The following is a 17,686-nucleotide window of genomic DNA, read 5'->3' on the forward strand; positions in this document are numbered from 1 at the left end:
ACCTATGCTAGATAAATATGGAATCGCAAAACGTATTGCGAAGGAAATAAAAGATGGATATTATGTAAATTTGGGTATCGGTATTCCGACCCTGGTGGCCAATTATATTTCAGATGATATCGATGTAGTGCTACAAAGTGAGAATGGTTTATTAGGGATGGGCCCATTTCCACATGAAGGAGAAGAGGATCCGGATTACATTAATGCAGGTAAGCAAACTATTACCACATTGCCCGGTTCTGTTTTCTTTGATTCTGCGATGAGTTTCGGTATGATTCGTTCACGAAAAATTGATCTTACTATTTTGGGTGCTATGGAGGTTTCCGAGCAGGGGGATATTGCAAATTGGAAGATTCCGGGCAAGATGGTGAAAGGTATGGGAGGAGCAATGGATCTTGTTGCCAGTGCGCAAAATATAATTGTAGCCATGCAGCATGTTAATAAGGCAGGCGAGTCCAAATTACTGTCCGCCTGTACCTTGCCATTAACAGGTATTAAGTGTGTAAAGAAGATCGTTACGGAGTTAGGGGTTTTCGATGTATTACCGATGGGCGGTTTCAAGATCGTTGAATTGCATGAAGGCGTAACTCTAGATCAAGTGAGATACAGTACGCAAGGAAAACTTGTGGAATAGACGTGGGTTGCACAGCGTTATTTAACTCTTCGAAGAGTTAAATAACCTTTTTAATTAAAGTTATCCGTTATGAATCGATTTTTTGGCTGCTCTTTCTAGTTTTTTTATTTTTTCGCTACAGGCTTGTTCACAATAGTATGGTAGTGGTTCGTGGACGAAATGAAACAGTATTAGAGCTTTAATCTTAGCACCTGCTTTTGCAAATAAAATCTATTTGATAACTGATTACGGTATCAAAGGTGATAGTGTATTTATGAATACAATATCGCTATCATCAATGACGTCATCACCCGCTGTTCTGAAAATGGTGGCGGAAAAGTGGTGGTTCCTTTCTTGCATGGGTTTACCTAGAATGATAGATATTAAATCCATAGAAATAGTAGTCTTTGTGATTTTTTATTTATATTTGTGATCTTGAATTAGATCACAGTTAATTTTTTGTATGGAAAGAGCGCTATCGGTATTAAATCTGAATAAAATAAAAGATAAGGTTACGTTAAAGCATGTTGGTTGGATTATTATTTCACTCAAAATACTGGTTTTGCTGTATTTCATAAATCTTGTGATTGAAGGTCTTCAAAGTAATGCTTTCCAATTTGGCACTATGTTTTTCTGGTTCATTGTAGTCGGTTTCGTAGCGCAGCTTATCGATGGGGCATTAGGTATGGCTTACGGAGTGAGCTGCACGAGTCTATTGCTATGGTTTGGTATTCCTCCTAAGTTTGCGTCGGCTAGTGTACATACATCAGAGATATTCACTACAGGAGTATCCGGACTTTCACATATTCGCTTTAAGAATATTGATAAAAAGCTGTTTTTTCAAATTGTTATTACAGGAAGCATTGGGGCTGTAATAGGTGCGTATTTGCTGGCCGATATGCTTGATGGTAATATCATAAAACCATATATTTCTGTCTATTTATTAGGTCTTGGTTTATATCTTCTTTTTAAAGCTTTTAAAAAGAAGTCCAATGCTGGGAAAAAAATAAAAAATGCATCTGTTTTAGCTTTTTTGGGAGGGTTGTTAGATGCTATCGGCGGTGGAGGCTGGGGGCCGATTGTTACCTCCAACTTACTGAGCCAAGGTAAAAGTCCCAGAGAATCAATCGGAACGGTCAATACCGCAGAATTTTTTGTAACCTATTTTGCTACAGCTGTATTTATTTTTGTTTTGGGGGTACAGCATTTGGAGATTGTTTTGGGTCTCATCATCGGCGGAGTAATTGCAGCTCCTGTAGGTGCGTATGTGGCCTCACGGGTCAATCAACGTATTCTACTTGTTTTAGTGGGGCTTTTGGTTGTGCTGACTTCTTCTTGGGGTATCTTTCAGGTGTGGTTCTAGAAAAGATAATAGCTAATTTTGCTACATGCCGCTCGGCATCCCCGTGGAAGTAATTAAATAAGGATCTTTCGGATTATTATATTTTTAACAAACCACGAAATCCCCTTGCTGCGTAGTAAGATTCGGCACCATTATGATAAATAAATACACGGCCGAAACGCCAGTCACCAAAAATTGCCCCCCCAAGCGCTCTGATATCGGTTGGGGTCGCCACCCAGCTGGATGTTTTTGTGTCAAATTTCCCAAGGCGTTGTAATTCACAATATTGTTCTTCCGATAATAATTCAATGCCCATTTCGGCAGCCATGCCCATGGCACTGTTTTTTGGTTTATGTTCTTTTCTTGATTCCAACGCATCGTGATCGTAACAAACGCTTCTGCGGCCTTTCGGACTTTCCGCAGCGCAATCGCAAAAAATAAATTCATCTGTTTTTGTATCGTAACCGATCACATCCGGTTCGCCACCTGTTTCTTCCATTTCATTAAGCGACCATAACTTTTCTGCACTATTTTCAAGTTTGGTTTGTATTTTACGCCAATCAAGTCCCTGATGACGGTTCATGTTCTTCTCAAAGCGGGTATGTAAAATCCGGAATAATTCCAATATTCGTTCCTCTGATAATTCTATTTTATTGTTTACTGCTTTTCTCATCCGTATATAATTACTTTGTAAGTACGCAAGTTCGATTATTTATTCATTTATGTCTGTTTCCGAAGGTAATATTCAAACGTGTTTATACTTAAATACCTTCATGAATTCGTTACACTAGGTCTCATTGTTTCTCTTTTAAAATATAATCTGTTTAAATTCTTCTATCTGAGTGTCTGTAATACCATGATATTATCGTGAGCGCCACAAGGAGTACAGAAGGAAGTATTTCGGCTATAGGATCTCCCAACGCGATATGGGAGACTGTTGCTCCCGATGCTACAAAGAAAAAACCTGCATAAGCCCATTCTTTTAACAACGGAAATTTAGGTAGCAATATAGTAACTACTCCCAATATTTTCCAAATACCTAATAAGGTCAGCAGGTAACTTGGATATCCTAAATGATTAAAGGCTTCGACCTCTTCTTCCATTTTAATTAATTGTACTATTCCGGTTGAAAGCATTCCTAATGCCAACCATATAGTGGCAATCCAGTAGATGATTTTGTTTTTCTTCGTTGTACTCTTAAGTTCGGTTCCTGTTGTCATAGTTGTTTATTTTATTTTAGTCATAATTTTTTGCAATATGATTTTGCGTAGAAGTCGATTGGTCGGTTAAATAATCTTTCTTATCCTTATGATTAGGAAAACTACGTGCACTCGGTCAGTTAGGAAGAAGAATTAATCCCCCTTATATTACATTTTTAACCCAATCTCTCTTAGTCGCTCGTCTAAATATTGTCCTGCGGTGTAATCGGGATATGCTTTGGGATATCCATCTGAAATACAGCCGTCCAGGCAAGCTAAACTCATAGCAGATTTCGGATGCAAAAAGAAAGGTACAGAATAGCGGGATGTTTTCATCAATTCGCGTGGTGGATTGACCACGCGGTGTGTAGTGGATTTCAACTTATTGTTTGTAAGGCGTTGCAGCATATCGCCTACATTCACGACGATATCTTCTCCTTTGGCCTTGATCGGAAACCAAGCACCATCTTTAGTCAATACCTCCAGCCCATCTGCACTGGCACCGATTAATAACGTAATCAAATTGATATCTTCATGCGCCCCTGCACGTACAGCGTCAGGTGATATGGCATCGGGATTTTCAATGGGAAAATAATGTATTGCCCGTAAGATGGAATTGCCGTTAATGACAAATTTTTCGAAATAATCTTCTTCTAAATCCAAATAAACGGCAATGGCTTTTAATAAGTTACGACCAGCATCTTCTAGTTTTTTGTAAACTTCCGTTGTAATTTCATTGAATCTTTGTAGTTCTGCCACTTCTGGATTATCCGGGAAGTCTGTTTTTGAATACGTTTCATCCACAATGGTTTGGCCACGCTGCCAAAATTCTTTTAGATCAGGCGTACTGGCATCTTTTGCTTTTTCACGCCCCTTAGCTGTATACCCCCGCTGTCCGGCGAGCTCTGGAAATTCATATCGGCGTTTCGTATCTTCAGGTAAATCGAAGAAAGCTTTAACCACTTCGTACAAATTATCAATAAGCTGTTGACTCAATCCATGATTGGCGATGGTGACAAAACCGGTTTCGTTGAACGCTTTACCGATATCCTGAGAAAATTGTTTGCGCTGGGCCGGAGATCCCTGTGTATAGTTCAAGAGGTCTAGTCTTGGTATGTTTACGAGTGTCATATTTAATGGTTTGTTTGATGTAAAGTTAACGGAATATTATTGTTTGTAAAATTTTATAATGGGAATATCAAAACGTATAGATTGAATGGTAAATTTAAGGAAGGGTTTATTTCGACAATTTTTTATGCGCTTCTTTCGCCGACGGAGGGGCGACTTCTTTTTAACCCAACAACAAATCGGAAAGCATTTTTTTAGAAGCGTCCGTCATGAATTCAAGTCATCAAATATTTAGTGTTAACTTAAGAATACATTAAAAAATCAATAAAATATTTGAATTCTCAAATCTAAGCGTTAGATTTGGTATGCTTGCATAGAAAGCCCAATATGAGCCAAGAGAACACAATAGATTATTTTTTAAAAACCGCGTGGCAGACGGTGTCTAATAAGTACAATTTTATTGCTGCGCAATATGGTTTTACACAGGCCGCAGGATATATTTTGATAAATATTTATAAAGAGGGAACTACCGTTTCCCAGATCGCAAATTCTACAGGTGTCAAAACCACATCGCTATCCCGGGTGTTAAATAACTTAGAGGCGCTGGGCTTTATTTATCGTGAGACCAGTGAGGTCGATAAGCGTTCGGTTAAAGTTTATTTGACGGAACTAGGTAAAGAAAAGCGGAAGATTGCAAAAGATGTCGTCCGGGAATTCAATGAATATTTGGAATCTCAATTGCAGGAAAATGAAAGAGAACAGTTTGTTAGAACACTAATTAAAATTAACGAATTAGCAAGTGCCTATATACCCGGATTAAATTTGGAATCATTGGATTAAATGGGGTTGGGTTATTAATAAAAAATATAGATAAATGAACAGAAATATTAAAAAAATCGCTGTTTTAGGGTCGGGTGTGATGGGGTCGCGCATTGCATGCCACTTTGCGAATATCGGCATCGAAGTATTGTTACTGGATATTGTGCCGAATGCTTTATTACCCATTGAGGAAGCGAAGAGGCTTACGTTAGATAATAAGATCGTGCGAAATCGCATTGTTAATCAATCGTTGGAGATAGCGATGAAGTCGAACCCTTCACCTCTCTTTAGCAAATCTTATATCAAGCGGATTAAGACCGGAAATTTTGATGATGACCTAGCACAGATCGCTCAGGTGGATTGGGTGATAGAAGTGGTCGTCGAGCGGTTGGAGGTTAAAAAAGCTGTATTCGAGCGCGTGGAACAATTTCGAAAACCAGGTACATTGATTACTTCTAATACTTCGGGTATTCCAATCCATTTGATGACGGAGGGACGTTCAGAAGATTTTAAGGCGCATTTCTGTGGTACACATTTTTTTAATCCTCCGCGGTATTTACAGTTATTGGAAATTATTCCGACTCCCTATACCGATAAGGATGTTGTTTCGTTCTTGATTGAATTTGGTGATAAGATGCTAGGCAAAACGGTTGTACGTTGTAAAGATACACCTGCATTTATTGGTAACCGTATCGGGGTATATTCCATGTTAGCATTGACACATTTAGTTGAAAGGTTCGGATTATCCGTAGAAGAAGTAGATAAGTATACGGGGTCTGCCATGGGACATCCAAAATCGGCTACATTCCGTACAGCAGATGTTGTTGGATTGGATACGTTGGTAAATGTTGCAAAAGGATTGGAACAAAGTACACCAGATGATGAAGCTAAAGACGTTTTCCAATTGCCTGCCTTCATTACCAAAATGGTGGAAAATAAGTGGCTGGGTGAGAAAACAAAAAAAGGATTTTATGAAAAAGTAGAAGATGATAAAGGCGAAGTGCAGATTCTTTCGCTTGATCTAAAAACAATGACCTTTGGTCCGCAAGAAAAGGTGAAATCTGCCACATTGGAAGCAACCAAATCGGTTGAAGATATCCGTAAGCGAATGAAGGTTTATGAACAGGGAACGGATAAGGCCGCCGATTTTTTCCGTGCTATGCATTATCCGCTGTTTGAATATGTATCTAAGCGTGTACCGGAGATTACCGACGACTTCTTTCGCATCGATGATGCCATGCGTGCAGGCTTTGGATGGGAGATAGGTCCATTCGAGGTCTGGGATGCCTTGGGAGTTCGCGAAACCATTGAAAAAATAAAAACTGAGGAAAAACGTCTTCCAGGACAAACAGGTGAAGTTGCCCAATGGGTACATGATATGCTGGCTGCGGGCAATGAGTCTTTCTATAAAATTGAAAACGGGAAACGTCATTTTTACGATATTGCGTCTAAGTCATATAAACCTATTCCGGGAACGGAAAATCTGATTGTATTGGATTATATCCGCGAAACGAAAACTATCTGGAAAAATTCAGGTGTATCCATCATTGATCTTGGCGATGGTATTGTAAACTGTGAATTCCATACCAAGATGAATACCATCGGAGGTGATGTAATAGAAGGACTGAATAAAGCGATTGATCTTGCAGAAAAGGAATATCGAGGTCTGGTAATTTCTAATGATGGGAAAAACTTCTCAGCTGGCGCAAATATCGGAATGATATTTATGATGGCCATGGAGCAGGATTACGAAGAGTTGAATATGGCGGTTAGTATGTTTCAAAATACAGCAATGCGTATTCGGTATTCTTCTATTCCAGTCGTAGCAGCCCCGTTTCAACTGACATTAGGAGGAGGCTGTGAATTTTCGATGCATGCTGATTTTGTACAGCTACATGCTGAAACGTATATGGGGCTTGTCGAATTTGGTGTTGGCGTAATTCCGGGCGGAGGTGGTTCCAAAGAATTTGCGTTACGTGCCTCTGATGAATATAGGGATGGCCAAATCGTTCAAAATACATTAAAAGACAGATTTTTGACCATCGGACAGGCCAAAGTATCTACTTCGGCAATTGAAGCCTTTGAATTAGGCTATTTGCAGCAGGGTAAATATGCAGTGACGATGAATAGGGCCCGTTTATTAGCGGATGCGAAGGAGAAGGCATTAGAGCTGGCAACAGCAGGATATATTCAACCTACTCCACGAAATGATATTAAAGTATTGGGTAATCAAGGTTTAGGAACTGTATATGTAGGAGCAGCCTCGATGCGTGCCGGTAATTACATCTCTGATCACGATAAGAAAATTTCAGAAAAATTAGGTTGGGTAATGTGTGGAGGAAATCTTTCAGCGCCAACTGAAGTCTCAGAACAATATTTGTTGGATCTTGAACGGAAAGCGTTTTTAGAACTTTGTACTGAGCGCAAAACACTTGAACGTATTCAGCACATGCTGACAAAGGGAAAACCGCTTAGGAATTAGATTAAGAAGTATTTAGATGTATGCGTCAGTATAGAGCATTGAAATTACGGCAAAAGGCGAATGAAATGGTGTCCGATGTTTATCAGGTGACAATGAAATTTCCGGATAGAGAAAGGTTTAATTTAGTTAACTCAGATAAGGAGTTTTATATTTTCTTTCTATAGCGCATGCATCAACCTATGAAGTGGAAACACAATTAATTATTTCAAATAATTTGGGTTATATATCAGTAGAGGATTTAGAAAGTCTCGTTGAGACAATTAACGAATTACAAAAGATCAACTATGTTTTTCAACGGAAACTAAAGTCTAAATACTAATATCTAACGACTCAATACTAAAAACAATGGAAGCATATATAGTAGCAGGATATCGCACAGCAGTAGGAAAAGCGCCTCGTGGCGGATTTCGGTTTATGCGAGCAGACGATTTGGCGGCCGATGTGATCAAGCATCTGGTAGCCTCAGTTCCAAATTTAAATAAGGAAGAAATCGATGATGTGATCGTTGGGAATGCAATGCCGGAGGCAGAGCAAGGGTTGAATGTAGGGAGGCTTATCTCCTTGATGGGATTACAGACGGATAAAGTACCAGGTGTTACGGTCAATAGATACTGTGCCTCCGGGTTGGAGACTATTGCGACGGCAGTTGCTAAGATTAAATCCGGAATGGCAGATTGTATCATCGCAGGAGGAGTGGAAGTTATGTCGGGGATGCCTTTTGGAGGATGGAAAATTGTGCCAAATCCAAGTGTTTCCAAAGATCATCCAGATTGGTACTGGGGGATGGGGATTACAGCCGAAGCTGTTGCAAAGGAATTCAATGTCTCACGTGAAGATCAGGATGCTTTTGCGTTGAAATCACATCAAAAAGCAATTGAAGCAATAAAGAACGGGTATCTTAAAGATGGTATCGTGCCTGTCACCGTAAGAGAAAACTACCTGAAGGACGGTAAGACGATGGAGACGCGTGAATACATTGTAGATACTGATGAAGGTCCGCGTGCAGATTCATCATTAGCAGCGCTGGCTAAATTACGCCCGGTTTTTGCCGCAGATGGTGTAGTGACAGCGGGTAACTCTTCACAAACCTCGGATGGTGCAGCTTTTGTTTTGGTGATGTCAGAAAAGAAAATGAAAGAACTAAATCTCCAGCCTATTGCGAGATTAGTGAGTTATGCCGTTGCAGGTGTGCCTCCTCGCATCATGGGGATTGGTCCAATAGCAGCGATTCCAAAAGCTTTAGCAATGGCGGGATTAGAAAAGGAAGATATTGATCTTTTCGAATTGAACGAAGCATTTGCCTCCCAATCGTTGGCGGTAATTCGGGAATTGGGATTGGATGAACAAAAAATCAATGTGAATGGTGGTGCGATTGCCTTAGGCCACCCATTAGGGTGTACGGGAGCAAAACTGACTGTTCAGGTTTTGAATGAGCTTAAGCGCCAAAATAAAAAATACGGTATGGTAACGATGTGTGTAGGTGCCGGACAAGGGGCCGCGGGGATATTTGAAATGTTATAGTTATTTGAGAGCAAAGAGTAAGGACAGAAGAGCAGAGATAGATTAAGTGTATAATAAATAGTGAACTTTTTAAAAGTATTAGATGTATAAAGAGATGGAGAAGTCCTTCATCTTTGCTCCTTAATCCAAAAGAAATGAGACAGACTATCAAAGGCGGCGAATTTATAATTAGAGAAACACCATATACGGATATTTTTATTCCGGAAGAATTTGACGAAGAGGCACGCATGATCCGTCAAACGTGTTTGGATTTCTTAGATGCCGAAGTGTTGAACAAACTTGATCGCATTGATGCACAAGAAGAGGGGTTGATGACCAATCTGTTGGATAAGGCGGGCGAACTAGGCATGTTAGGTGTTTCTATACCCGAGGAATATGGCGGCTTTGGCAAGAATTTTAATACATCCATGTTGGTCACTGATGCGGTGGGCGGCGGGTATTCCTTTGCCGTGGCCTTATCTGCTCACACAGGCATTGGTACACTCCCTATTTTATATTATGGCAATGAAGCGCAAAAAGCTAAATATATTCCGAAATTGACCACGGGTGAATGGAAAGCTGCTTATTGTTTGACAGAGCCCAATTCCGGATCAGATGCCAACTCGGGGCGCACCTCGGCCAAGTTTAATGCGGAAGGAACCCATTATTTGATCAATGGTCAAAAAATGTGGATCACGAATGGTGGCTTTGCGGATATATTTATTGTATTCGCTAAGATTGATGACGACAAAAATTTAAGTGCATTTATTGTAGAAAGAGATTTCGGCGGAATAACAATGAATCCAGAAGAGCATAAGATGGGAATTAAAGGGTCTTCTACCCGTCAGGTATTCTTCAACGACTGTCCCGTTCCAATAGAAAACCTGCTTTCTGATCGTGAAAATGGATTTAAGATAGCCGTGAATATCTTGAATATCGGACGTATTAAATTAGGTGCTGCTACCATTGGCTCTTCAAGAGCAGTATTAACACAATCTATTAAGTACGCGAATGAGCGGATACAATTTAATCTACCTATTTCAAAATTTGGAGCAATTCGTTACAAATTAGCAGAGATGGCGACACGATTGTTCGCAATGGAGTCAGCAGCTTATCGCGCAGGGCAAAATATCGATGATGCCTATGATGCATTAATCGGTGGAGGAATGGATGAAGCTAAAGCCAAGTTGAAATCTGTAGAACAATTTGCTATAGAGTGTGCTATTATTAAAGTGTGGTGTTCGGAGATGCTGGATTATGTTGTGGATGAAGGAGTGCAGATCTACGGGGGGATGGGATATTCGGCAGAAGCCCCTATGGAAAGAGCTTATCGTGATTCCCGCATTAACCGAATTTTTGAGGGTACAAATGAGGTTAACCGTCTGCTTGTGGTTGATATGTTACTGAAGCGGGCGATGAAAGGCGAATTGGATTTAATGGGGCCTGCACAAGCAGTTGCCGGAGAGCTGATGTCTATTCCGGACTTTGGAGCAGAAGGCGAGACTCTATTTGCAGCTGAGAAGAAAATTGTTGCGAACCTGAAAAAGGCAGGGCTATTGGTTGCCGGTGCTGCGGTTCAAAAACTGATGATGTCGCTTTCTAAAGAACAGGAGATCTTGATGAATATTGCCGACGTGATTGGTTATGTATATGTCGCTGAATCGGTGTTACTCCGCGCAGAGAAATTATATCACGCAAAAGGAGAAGAAGCCTCCGCCTTAACTACGGATATGGCTCGGATCTATTTGTATTCGGCTGTCGATAAAATAAATATCGCGGCTAAAGAAGCGCTATATTCTTTTGGAGAAGGGGATGAATTAAATATGATGTTAGCAGGATTGCGACGTTTTACCAAAGCGCAACCATTCAACGTAAAAGATGCCCGCCAACGGGTCGCGCGCAAGCTAATTGAAGAAAATAAATATTGTTTCTAAAGTTTTTAGGTTGATTATGGGGCCCGCAACGAAAGTTGTGGGCTTTTTTTATGCAATAAAAAATAAAATCTATGGATTTAGTAGTCTTTTTAGAAATATTTATATATTTGCATCATAATTGTTAACGATGGGCGTTGGCAACGAAAACTTTGAATCATTTATTATCAAATCGTATGGAACAATTTTACAATGAATTTCTTTTAAACTCATCTGATGGCTTAAGCTTAGATGGCCTAAATTATTTATCGCTCCGAATGCGAATGTGTTGCTAATTCTTTCAACGACATACTATTCAGTATATCAGCAGGAGTTTTCTCCTTTCATTAACAACAAAATAAGTATTCAACAGACAATAAATAACTTTAGAATTATGACAACAAAACGCATCTTTCGCATATATATAATTATCAGTGCTTTTGTACTGACTGTCTCTTCTGTTCATGCGCAGAACGAGCCAAAGCCAATCATTAATGCATCCTTAGTAGGTACAGTTATTGATGCAATTACCAAGGAACCTATTTCAGGTGTAACGGTACAATTGGATGCGGTAACACATCAAGTAAAAACAGATCGTGATGGAAAGTTTCAATTCGTGACCGGACAAAAACTACCATTCACTTTAAATGTCTCATACGTGGGTTACGCAAGTCGAAAAGTCGTTGTGGAGACCTCACCAACAATTATCGAACTAACACCTACGTTAAATGCATTGGAACAGGTATTGGTAACCTCACGGAGAAGGACTGAGCGGATTCAAGATATTCCAATTCCGGTTTCTATTATAAGAGCAAGCACAATAGAAGATGCGGGGGCATTTAATGTAGCGAGAATCAAGGAAGCGGTTCCAACAGTGCAATTATATGCTTCTAACGCTCGTAATACGACGCTGAATATTAGAGGGCTAGGGTCTACTTATGGTTTGACCAATGATGGGATCGATCCGGGTGTTGGTTTTTATTTAGATGGTGTATATTTAGCACGTCCTGCAGCTGCATGGCTAGATTTTATTGATATCGAACAAATTGAGGTATTAAGAGGGCCGCAAGGGACATTATTTGGTAAGAATACTACTTCAGGAGCATTTAATATTACATCGCGTTTGCCAGAGTTCACACCAAGTGCAAATTTTGAATTGAGCTATGGTAACTATGGCTACATACAAGCTAAAACTTCCTTAACTGGTCCCTTGATCAAAGATAAATTAGCGGCTCGCGTTTCTTTTTCAGGAACACAACGTAATGGAACGTTGTATAACGTGTATTCTGATCGTAATATCAATGATATCAATAACCTAGGTGTTAGAGGGCAATTGTTATTCACGCCGAATGAGAATTTAAAGATATCATTAGCAGGGGATGTTACAGCGCAGCGTCCGGATGGCTACGGTTGGGGTATCGCCGGTGTAGTTGAAAATCAGCGATCTGAATATAGACAGTTTAACAGCATCATCAAGGATCTGGGATATGAAATTCCTTACAAAAGTTCCTTTGAAAGAAAAGTTGACCTAGATACGCGCTCTAAGGCAGATAATGAATTAGGAGGAGCATCATTAAATGTAGATTACAAAATCGGAAATGGTATATTGACGTCTACATCTGCATGGAGATATTGGGATTGGGTACCATTAAATGATAGAGATTATTTAAGTGTTCCTGCCTATACGATATCAGCAGGTAATTCGGTCCACGATCAGTGGTCCCAAGAGTTCCGTTACTCGGGCAATATCAGTGATAAGGTAAGTGGTGTGGTAGGCGTATTCGGTTTGTGGCAGGATTTAAGAACAGATCCCGTACACACCGAAGAAGCTGGCGATGCGCTATGGCGCTTTCAGCAAAGCAGTGCGTCTCAGACGCAATGGGCTCCAGGTTTGATCGATAAGGTGGGTATTCGTACGAAATACGGCATCAAGAGCACCAGTTTAGCCGTGTTCTCTCAAATTGACTGGGCGATAACTTCTAAATTGCATGTGTTACCAGGTGTACGATACAACTACGATAAAAAAGTAGCCAACTACGACCGGACGAAATACATCGATAACAATATCGAATACACAGCGGAGCAATTTGCTGCAGTAAACAGTATTTATTCCAATCAGACTTTCGATGTTAATGCTGATGCAGGAAATTTGTCGGGACAATTATCCCTGCAATACAAATTTACGCCAGATTACAACGCTTATGCCACCTATTCGAATAGCTACAAGCCAATAGGTATTAATGTCGGCGGATTACCTGTTATAGATGGACAGGTGGCCACGGATTTAGCTGAGGTAAAGCCTGAATCTGTCAGCCATGTGGAGTTCGGTGTAAAAACAAGCCCCGGTAGAAAATCGTTCTTGAACCTTACCGTATATCAAACCAATATCAAAGACTATCAAACCCAAGTTCAAACACCAGATCCTGGCGTGAATAGAGGATATTTGGCGAATGCGGAAGAAGTTCGTGTGCAAGGTTTTGAACTGGATGGATCAATCAGACCTTGGAATTTTCTTCGGTTGAATGGAGCGTTAGCTTATACGGATGGAAAGTATGTGAAGTTTACGAATGCACCGGTTCCTTTAGAAGAAGTAGGAGGTGCGGAAGCATTTAAAGATATTTCTGGAGGTGAATTGCCTGGAATTTCTAAATGGTCTTGGTCACTGGCAGCAGAATTAACAGCAAAGGGAAATTTACTAAGCCTGCAAGGTAATTACTTTTTGGGTACAGATCTTTTTTACCGTTCGAAATTTTCATCCAGCCCTTCTCCATCGCAGTATCTGAACATAGATGCATATTCTTTATTGAATGCACGTGTAGGGTTTAGAGCAACAAATGGACTGTCTGTAATTGTATGGAGCCGGAATTTGACAAATAAAGATTATTATGAGCAACTGCTTGCCGCACCAGGTAATTCTGGTCAGTATGCAGGTGTTATTGGCGATCCGCAAACTTATGGTGTGACGTTGCGCTATAATCTTAAATAGCCATATACTGGAATAGATATGAATTGCAACGAAATCAGAACAGAAAAGGCATTCCAAAAATCAATAGATGTTACCAATCGCTATTGCTTTTACCTTCGAATGCGAATGTGTCGCTAAATCTCTCTCCCTTAATACAGTAACAGAAAGGGAAGCTAGGCTTCCCTCATCTGTTCAATAATGAAACAAGTAATCAATTGGCGTTGGCACTTGCAAGTATTCACTATTAAAACTTTTTAAAAATATGAAAAAATACGGAGTATTCCGCTATTCTTATATACTTATCATATCCATACTGAGCTTTCACAGCGTACAAGCTCAAGACGAAACTAGACCCATTATTAATGCATCATTTTCGGGGACTGTTCTTGATGCGACTACAAATGAACCCATTGCAGGCGCGACAGCAATGTCGTTAAGTTAGCACGTTTTTCTGGGTTACGATGGCGGAGTGCATGTATATGCGTCATATTTTGTATTATTGGGATTATTTTTGCTGTCGAAAGATATCAATCCGATATATCAGCTATTAATAAAGGAAAAACAGGCTGTTACGTATCATGATACCTTGGTGGTAAAAGGCAACTGGCTTAAATACAGTAGCATTGCTTTAAAATCTTTAATTGCAATATACACGGTGGTTTTTGGATATTTGTTTTACCTTAACTTTCGTTATGATCCGTATAAACAACCCTCGATACCAGGTGTAAAAGCGTTATACGGAATATATAATGTTACCGAATTTAGGTTAAACGGAGAAGAAATTCCATATTCACCTTTAGATACAGTGCGTTGGCAAATTGCTACATTTGAAAGATGGAACACTTTGACGTTTAAAACGGCCAAAGAATTTCCATTTACAATACGTGGCGGCGGCGGTGGCCCGAAATCGAGCAGCGGAACATCACACTCCAGTGTGGATTTGGAGAAAGCTTATGAAATTGCCGGTGTAGTCGGTGGTAGACAAGCTTTTCATTATTATGCCGATACGGTAGATCAGGTGCTTTATCTGCAAGATAAAAACTATACCAATTCGTTAAAGAATACACGTGATGTATACCCCGAGGATTGGATTAGCCCGGCTGCCTGGGCACATATTGGGGATGAGAACCACAGGGCGCACCCCCGGGTGTGGTCTACGCGGAGAGACCGGGATTTTGCGAAAATAAATAAAAATATTATTCAGGATAAGTTAGTATTAAAATATAGTACAACGAATGGAGAGAAGGTTATTTTAACCGGAACAAATGAACGATTGGATTCGGTCTACATTGTTTTGGATCGTGTGGATAGAAAATTTGCATTATCAAAAGGTTCTTTTGATGCCGGATATTATAAATATGAGTAACCCTGTCTACTGTGTCAGAATGGGATGTATATGATATGAGGATAATGAATAGGAAATGAAACAATACGATGCAATAATAGTAGGATCCGGTCCCAATGGGTTTGCAGCGGCAATTACCCTGCAACAGCAAGGAATAAGTACACTCTTGATCGAAGGTGCTGATTCCATTGGTGGAGGTATGCGTACCAAAGAGTTAACACTCCCTGGATTTAAGCATGATATATGTTCTGCTATTCATCCCATGGCTGTAGCGTCGCCTTTTTTTGCGACACTTCCGCTGGAAGAATTCGGATTGCAGTTTATCTATGCTCCGTATCAAGCTGCACATCCATTGGACGAGGGAGAAACGGCCTTTTTGCATAAAGATATTCGCGAAGCCGCGGCCGATCTGGGTAGCGATGGAAAAACGTATTTAAAATTAATTCAACCCGTTTTTAACCAATGGAAAGCGTTGGCCCTTGATACCATGGGGCCGCTACGTTTTCCTAAAGATCCGATTTTGGTGGCCAAATTCGGATGGAATGCCCTGCAACCGGCACAATGGATCGCAAAGCGTTTCAAAACGGAGAAGGCAAAGGCACTTTGGGGTGGGATGGCGGCACATGGGATTCAACCGTTGTCGAATTTGACGACTTCGGCTATCGGTATTGTATTATCTGGTGTAGGACACAAATACGGCTGGCCCATACCTGTTGGCGGTTCACAGTCTATAGCGAATGCCTTGGCTGCATATTTTCGATCTTTAGGAGGTGAAATCCAGACCGATTTTTGGTTAACCGATATGGCAGATTTGCCCGATCATAAGATCCTGATCTTGGATTTGACTCCGCAGCAGATATTGAAAATTAAGGGCTTGGATTTGCAGGAAAGCTATAAGAAGCAATTACAACGTTATCGACAGGGAATGGGGGTTTTTAAGATCGATTGGGCGCTATCAGAACCTGTTCCATTTAAGGATAAACGTTGCCAGCAGGCAGCTACTGTTCATTTAGGGAACACATTTGAAGAGATAGCGCGAAATGAAAAACTTACTTCGGATGGGAGAATCGTAGATAAGCCTTTCGTATTATTTACACAGCAGAGTGCATTTGATAAAAGCCGTGCACCTGAAGGAAAACATACGGGATGGGCATATTGTCATGTGCCAAATGGTTCTGTGGCTGACCGTACGGATGCGATTGAAAAACAGCTGGAACGCTTTGCTCCTGGATTTAAAGATACCATTCTTGGACGGTCAACAATTAATACGCGCCAATTGGAAGATTATAATCCCAATTATATAGGAGGAGATATTAACGGGGGGGTGATGGATATTTTACAGCTGTATACACGGCCGACGTGGAGCTTTACACCCTATCGTACCTCCAATAAAAAAGTGTATATCTCTTCCTCGGCAACGCCCCCGGGTGGGGGAGTACATGGTATGTGTGGATTCCATGCGGCCAAAACAGCATTACATGATCATTTTAATATTGATGTTAATCTTTAAAGAATGGCAAAAATAATTTTAGCCGGAGGATCTGGTAATTTAGGCCAACTGCTGACTGATGCATTTTTAAAAAACGGAGACGAGGTTAGTATTCTAACGCGTACAGCTCGCGAATCTTTGGTGCCAAAACTTAATTACGTGCGATGGAACGGAACCAGTTCGGGTAAGTGGAATGCCGTGCTTGAAGGTGCAGATGTACTCATTAATTTGAGTGGAGAAAGTATCAATACCCGTTTTACCCCTAAGAATAAAAAAAGATTGGAGCAGTCGCGTTTCTTACCTACTGCTACCCTAGCCAGAGCTGTTGAAAATAGCGGAAATCCACCCAAACTATGGATAAATATTTCGGGGATTTCAATTTTTGGAGGCGTAGAAAGTGTACAATCCGAAGATAGTCAGCAGTTTGGTGATGATTTTTTGGCGAATCTGGTGAAAGTTTGGGAACGGATTTTTTTGGCTGCAAATACCCCAAAAACAGAAAAGATTATATTGCGCCTGAGTCCAGTGTTGAGCAGATCTTCAGGGATGTTTCGGGAACTGTATCCGTTAGCAAAATGGGGATTGGGCGGCAAAGTAGGAAATGGCAAACAGTACATTAGTTGGATACACGAGCAAGACTTTGTTCGAATCGTAGAATGGATCATATCCGGATCCGCTAAAAATAGGCTGTACCATGCCTGTAGTCCATTCCCGGTTACTAATGCAGAGTTTATGGAAAGTTTAAGATATGCAGCCCGACGAGCAATTGGGCTACCTTTGCCTACATTATTTGCCAAAATAGGTGCTTTTTTAAAGGGCATCGACCCCGGTTTAATCTTGCAGACCACGTCGGCAACCACCAAATTTTTATTGAACGAAGGGTTTGAATTCCATTATCCTTATATTCGCCAAGCATTTAATCAGCTTATCAACTCAAAATAATCATATTTATAT

General features: G+C 40.5%; 15 protein-coding genes. 12 read left to right on the forward strand and 3 right to left on the reverse strand.

The genetic code is table 11. The features are described 5' to 3' along the window. Positions 1-4 precede the first annotated feature (4 nt). Both E4F24_RS03970 and E4F24_RS03975 read left to right on the forward strand, forming a co-directional pair. A complete protein-coding gene (locus E4F24_RS03970) occupies positions 5-634 on the forward strand; it encodes a 3-oxoacid CoA-transferase subunit B (protein ID WP_140937365.1) in 630 nt (209 codons plus the stop codon). Positions 635-1,076: 442 nt separating this feature from the next. Next, positions 1,077-1,976: a sulfite exporter TauE/SafE family protein gene (locus E4F24_RS03975; protein WP_140937366.1), complete on the forward strand. Its 900-nt coding sequence runs from the start codon at positions 1,077-1,079 to the stop codon at positions 1,974-1,976. A 76-nt stretch (positions 1,977-2,052) separates the two neighbouring features. On the opposite strand, the gene E4F24_RS03980 is transcribed toward E4F24_RS03975, so the two are convergent. From E4F24_RS03980 to E4F24_RS03990, 3 genes are all read right to left on the reverse strand, one after another. Then, positions 2,053-2,628: a DUF4256 domain-containing protein gene (locus E4F24_RS03980; protein WP_140937367.1), complete on the reverse strand. Its 576-nt coding sequence runs from the start codon at positions 2,626-2,628 to the stop codon at positions 2,053-2,055. Between the two features lie 151 nt (positions 2,629-2,779). Then, positions 2,780-3,175: a DoxX family protein gene (locus E4F24_RS03985; RefSeq protein WP_140937368.1), complete on the reverse strand. Its 396-nt coding sequence runs from the start codon at positions 3,173-3,175 to the stop codon at positions 2,780-2,782. A gap of 147 nt (positions 3,176-3,322) precedes the next feature. Continuing rightward, entirely contained in the window at positions 3,323-4,285 is a 963-nt protein-coding gene (locus E4F24_RS03990) for an isopenicillin N synthase family dioxygenase (RefSeq protein ID WP_140937369.1), read from the reverse strand. A gap of 324 nt (positions 4,286-4,609) precedes the next feature. Here E4F24_RS03990 and E4F24_RS03995 point away from each other — a divergent pair, with 324 nt between their 5' ends. The 10 genes from E4F24_RS03995 (at position 4,610) to E4F24_RS04040 (ending at position 17,674) form a co-directional block, all read left to right on the forward strand. Next, positions 4,610-5,062 (forward strand): MarR family winged helix-turn-helix transcriptional regulator, encoded by a 453-nt coding sequence (locus E4F24_RS03995; RefSeq protein ID WP_140937370.1) that lies wholly within the window; start codon positions 4,610-4,612, stop codon positions 5,060-5,062. A gap of 34 nt (positions 5,063-5,096) precedes the next feature. After that, the gene (locus E4F24_RS04000; protein WP_140937371.1) at positions 5,097-7,523 is read left to right on the forward strand and encodes a 3-hydroxyacyl-CoA dehydrogenase/enoyl-CoA hydratase family protein; all 2,427 of its coding nucleotides are present in this window, start codon (positions 5,097-5,099) and stop codon (positions 7,521-7,523) included. A 160-nt stretch (positions 7,524-7,683) separates the two neighbouring features. Next, positions 7,684-7,842 (forward strand): four helix bundle protein, encoded by a 159-nt coding sequence (locus E4F24_RS14115; protein ID WP_140937616.1) that lies wholly within the window; start codon positions 7,684-7,686, stop codon positions 7,840-7,842. 26 nt (positions 7,843-7,868) lie between these two features. Next, positions 7,869-9,044, forward strand: a complete 1,176-nt coding sequence (locus E4F24_RS04010; RefSeq protein WP_140937372.1) for an acetyl-CoA C-acyltransferase — start codon at positions 7,869-7,871, stop codon at positions 9,042-9,044. 134 nt (positions 9,045-9,178) lie between these two features. Then, entirely contained in the window at positions 9,179-10,957 is a 1,779-nt protein-coding gene (locus E4F24_RS04015; protein WP_140937373.1) for an acyl-CoA dehydrogenase family protein, read from the forward strand. Between the two features lie 370 nt (positions 10,958-11,327). Then, the gene (locus E4F24_RS04020; RefSeq protein ID WP_140937374.1) at positions 11,328-13,919 is read left to right on the forward strand and encodes a TonB-dependent receptor; all 2,592 of its coding nucleotides are present in this window, start codon (positions 11,328-11,330) and stop codon (positions 13,917-13,919) included. A 241-nt stretch (positions 13,920-14,160) separates the two neighbouring features. Beyond that, positions 14,161-14,340 (forward strand): carboxypeptidase-like regulatory domain-containing protein, encoded by a 180-nt coding sequence (locus E4F24_RS04025; RefSeq protein ID WP_140937375.1) that lies wholly within the window; start codon positions 14,161-14,163, stop codon positions 14,338-14,340. A 57-nt stretch (positions 14,341-14,397) separates the two neighbouring features. Then, the gene (locus tag E4F24_RS04030) at positions 14,398-15,264 is read left to right on the forward strand and encodes a hypothetical protein (protein ID WP_140937376.1); all 867 of its coding nucleotides are present in this window, start codon (positions 14,398-14,400) and stop codon (positions 15,262-15,264) included. Between the two features lie 55 nt (positions 15,265-15,319). Continuing rightward, positions 15,320-16,753, forward strand: coding sequence for a phytoene desaturase family protein (locus E4F24_RS04035; protein ID WP_140937377.1), 1,434 nt, complete (start codon positions 15,320-15,322; stop codon positions 16,751-16,753). Between the two features lie 3 nt (positions 16,754-16,756). After that, the gene (locus E4F24_RS04040; RefSeq protein ID WP_140937378.1) at positions 16,757-17,674 is read left to right on the forward strand and encodes a TIGR01777 family oxidoreductase; all 918 of its coding nucleotides are present in this window, start codon (positions 16,757-16,759) and stop codon (positions 17,672-17,674) included. Positions 17,675-17,686: the final 12 nt, after the last annotated feature.

It is taken from the genome of Sphingobacterium lumbrici (assembly GCF_006476045.1).
Lineage (GTDB): Bacteria > Bacteroidota > Bacteroidia > Sphingobacteriales > Sphingobacteriaceae > Sphingobacterium > Sphingobacterium lumbrici.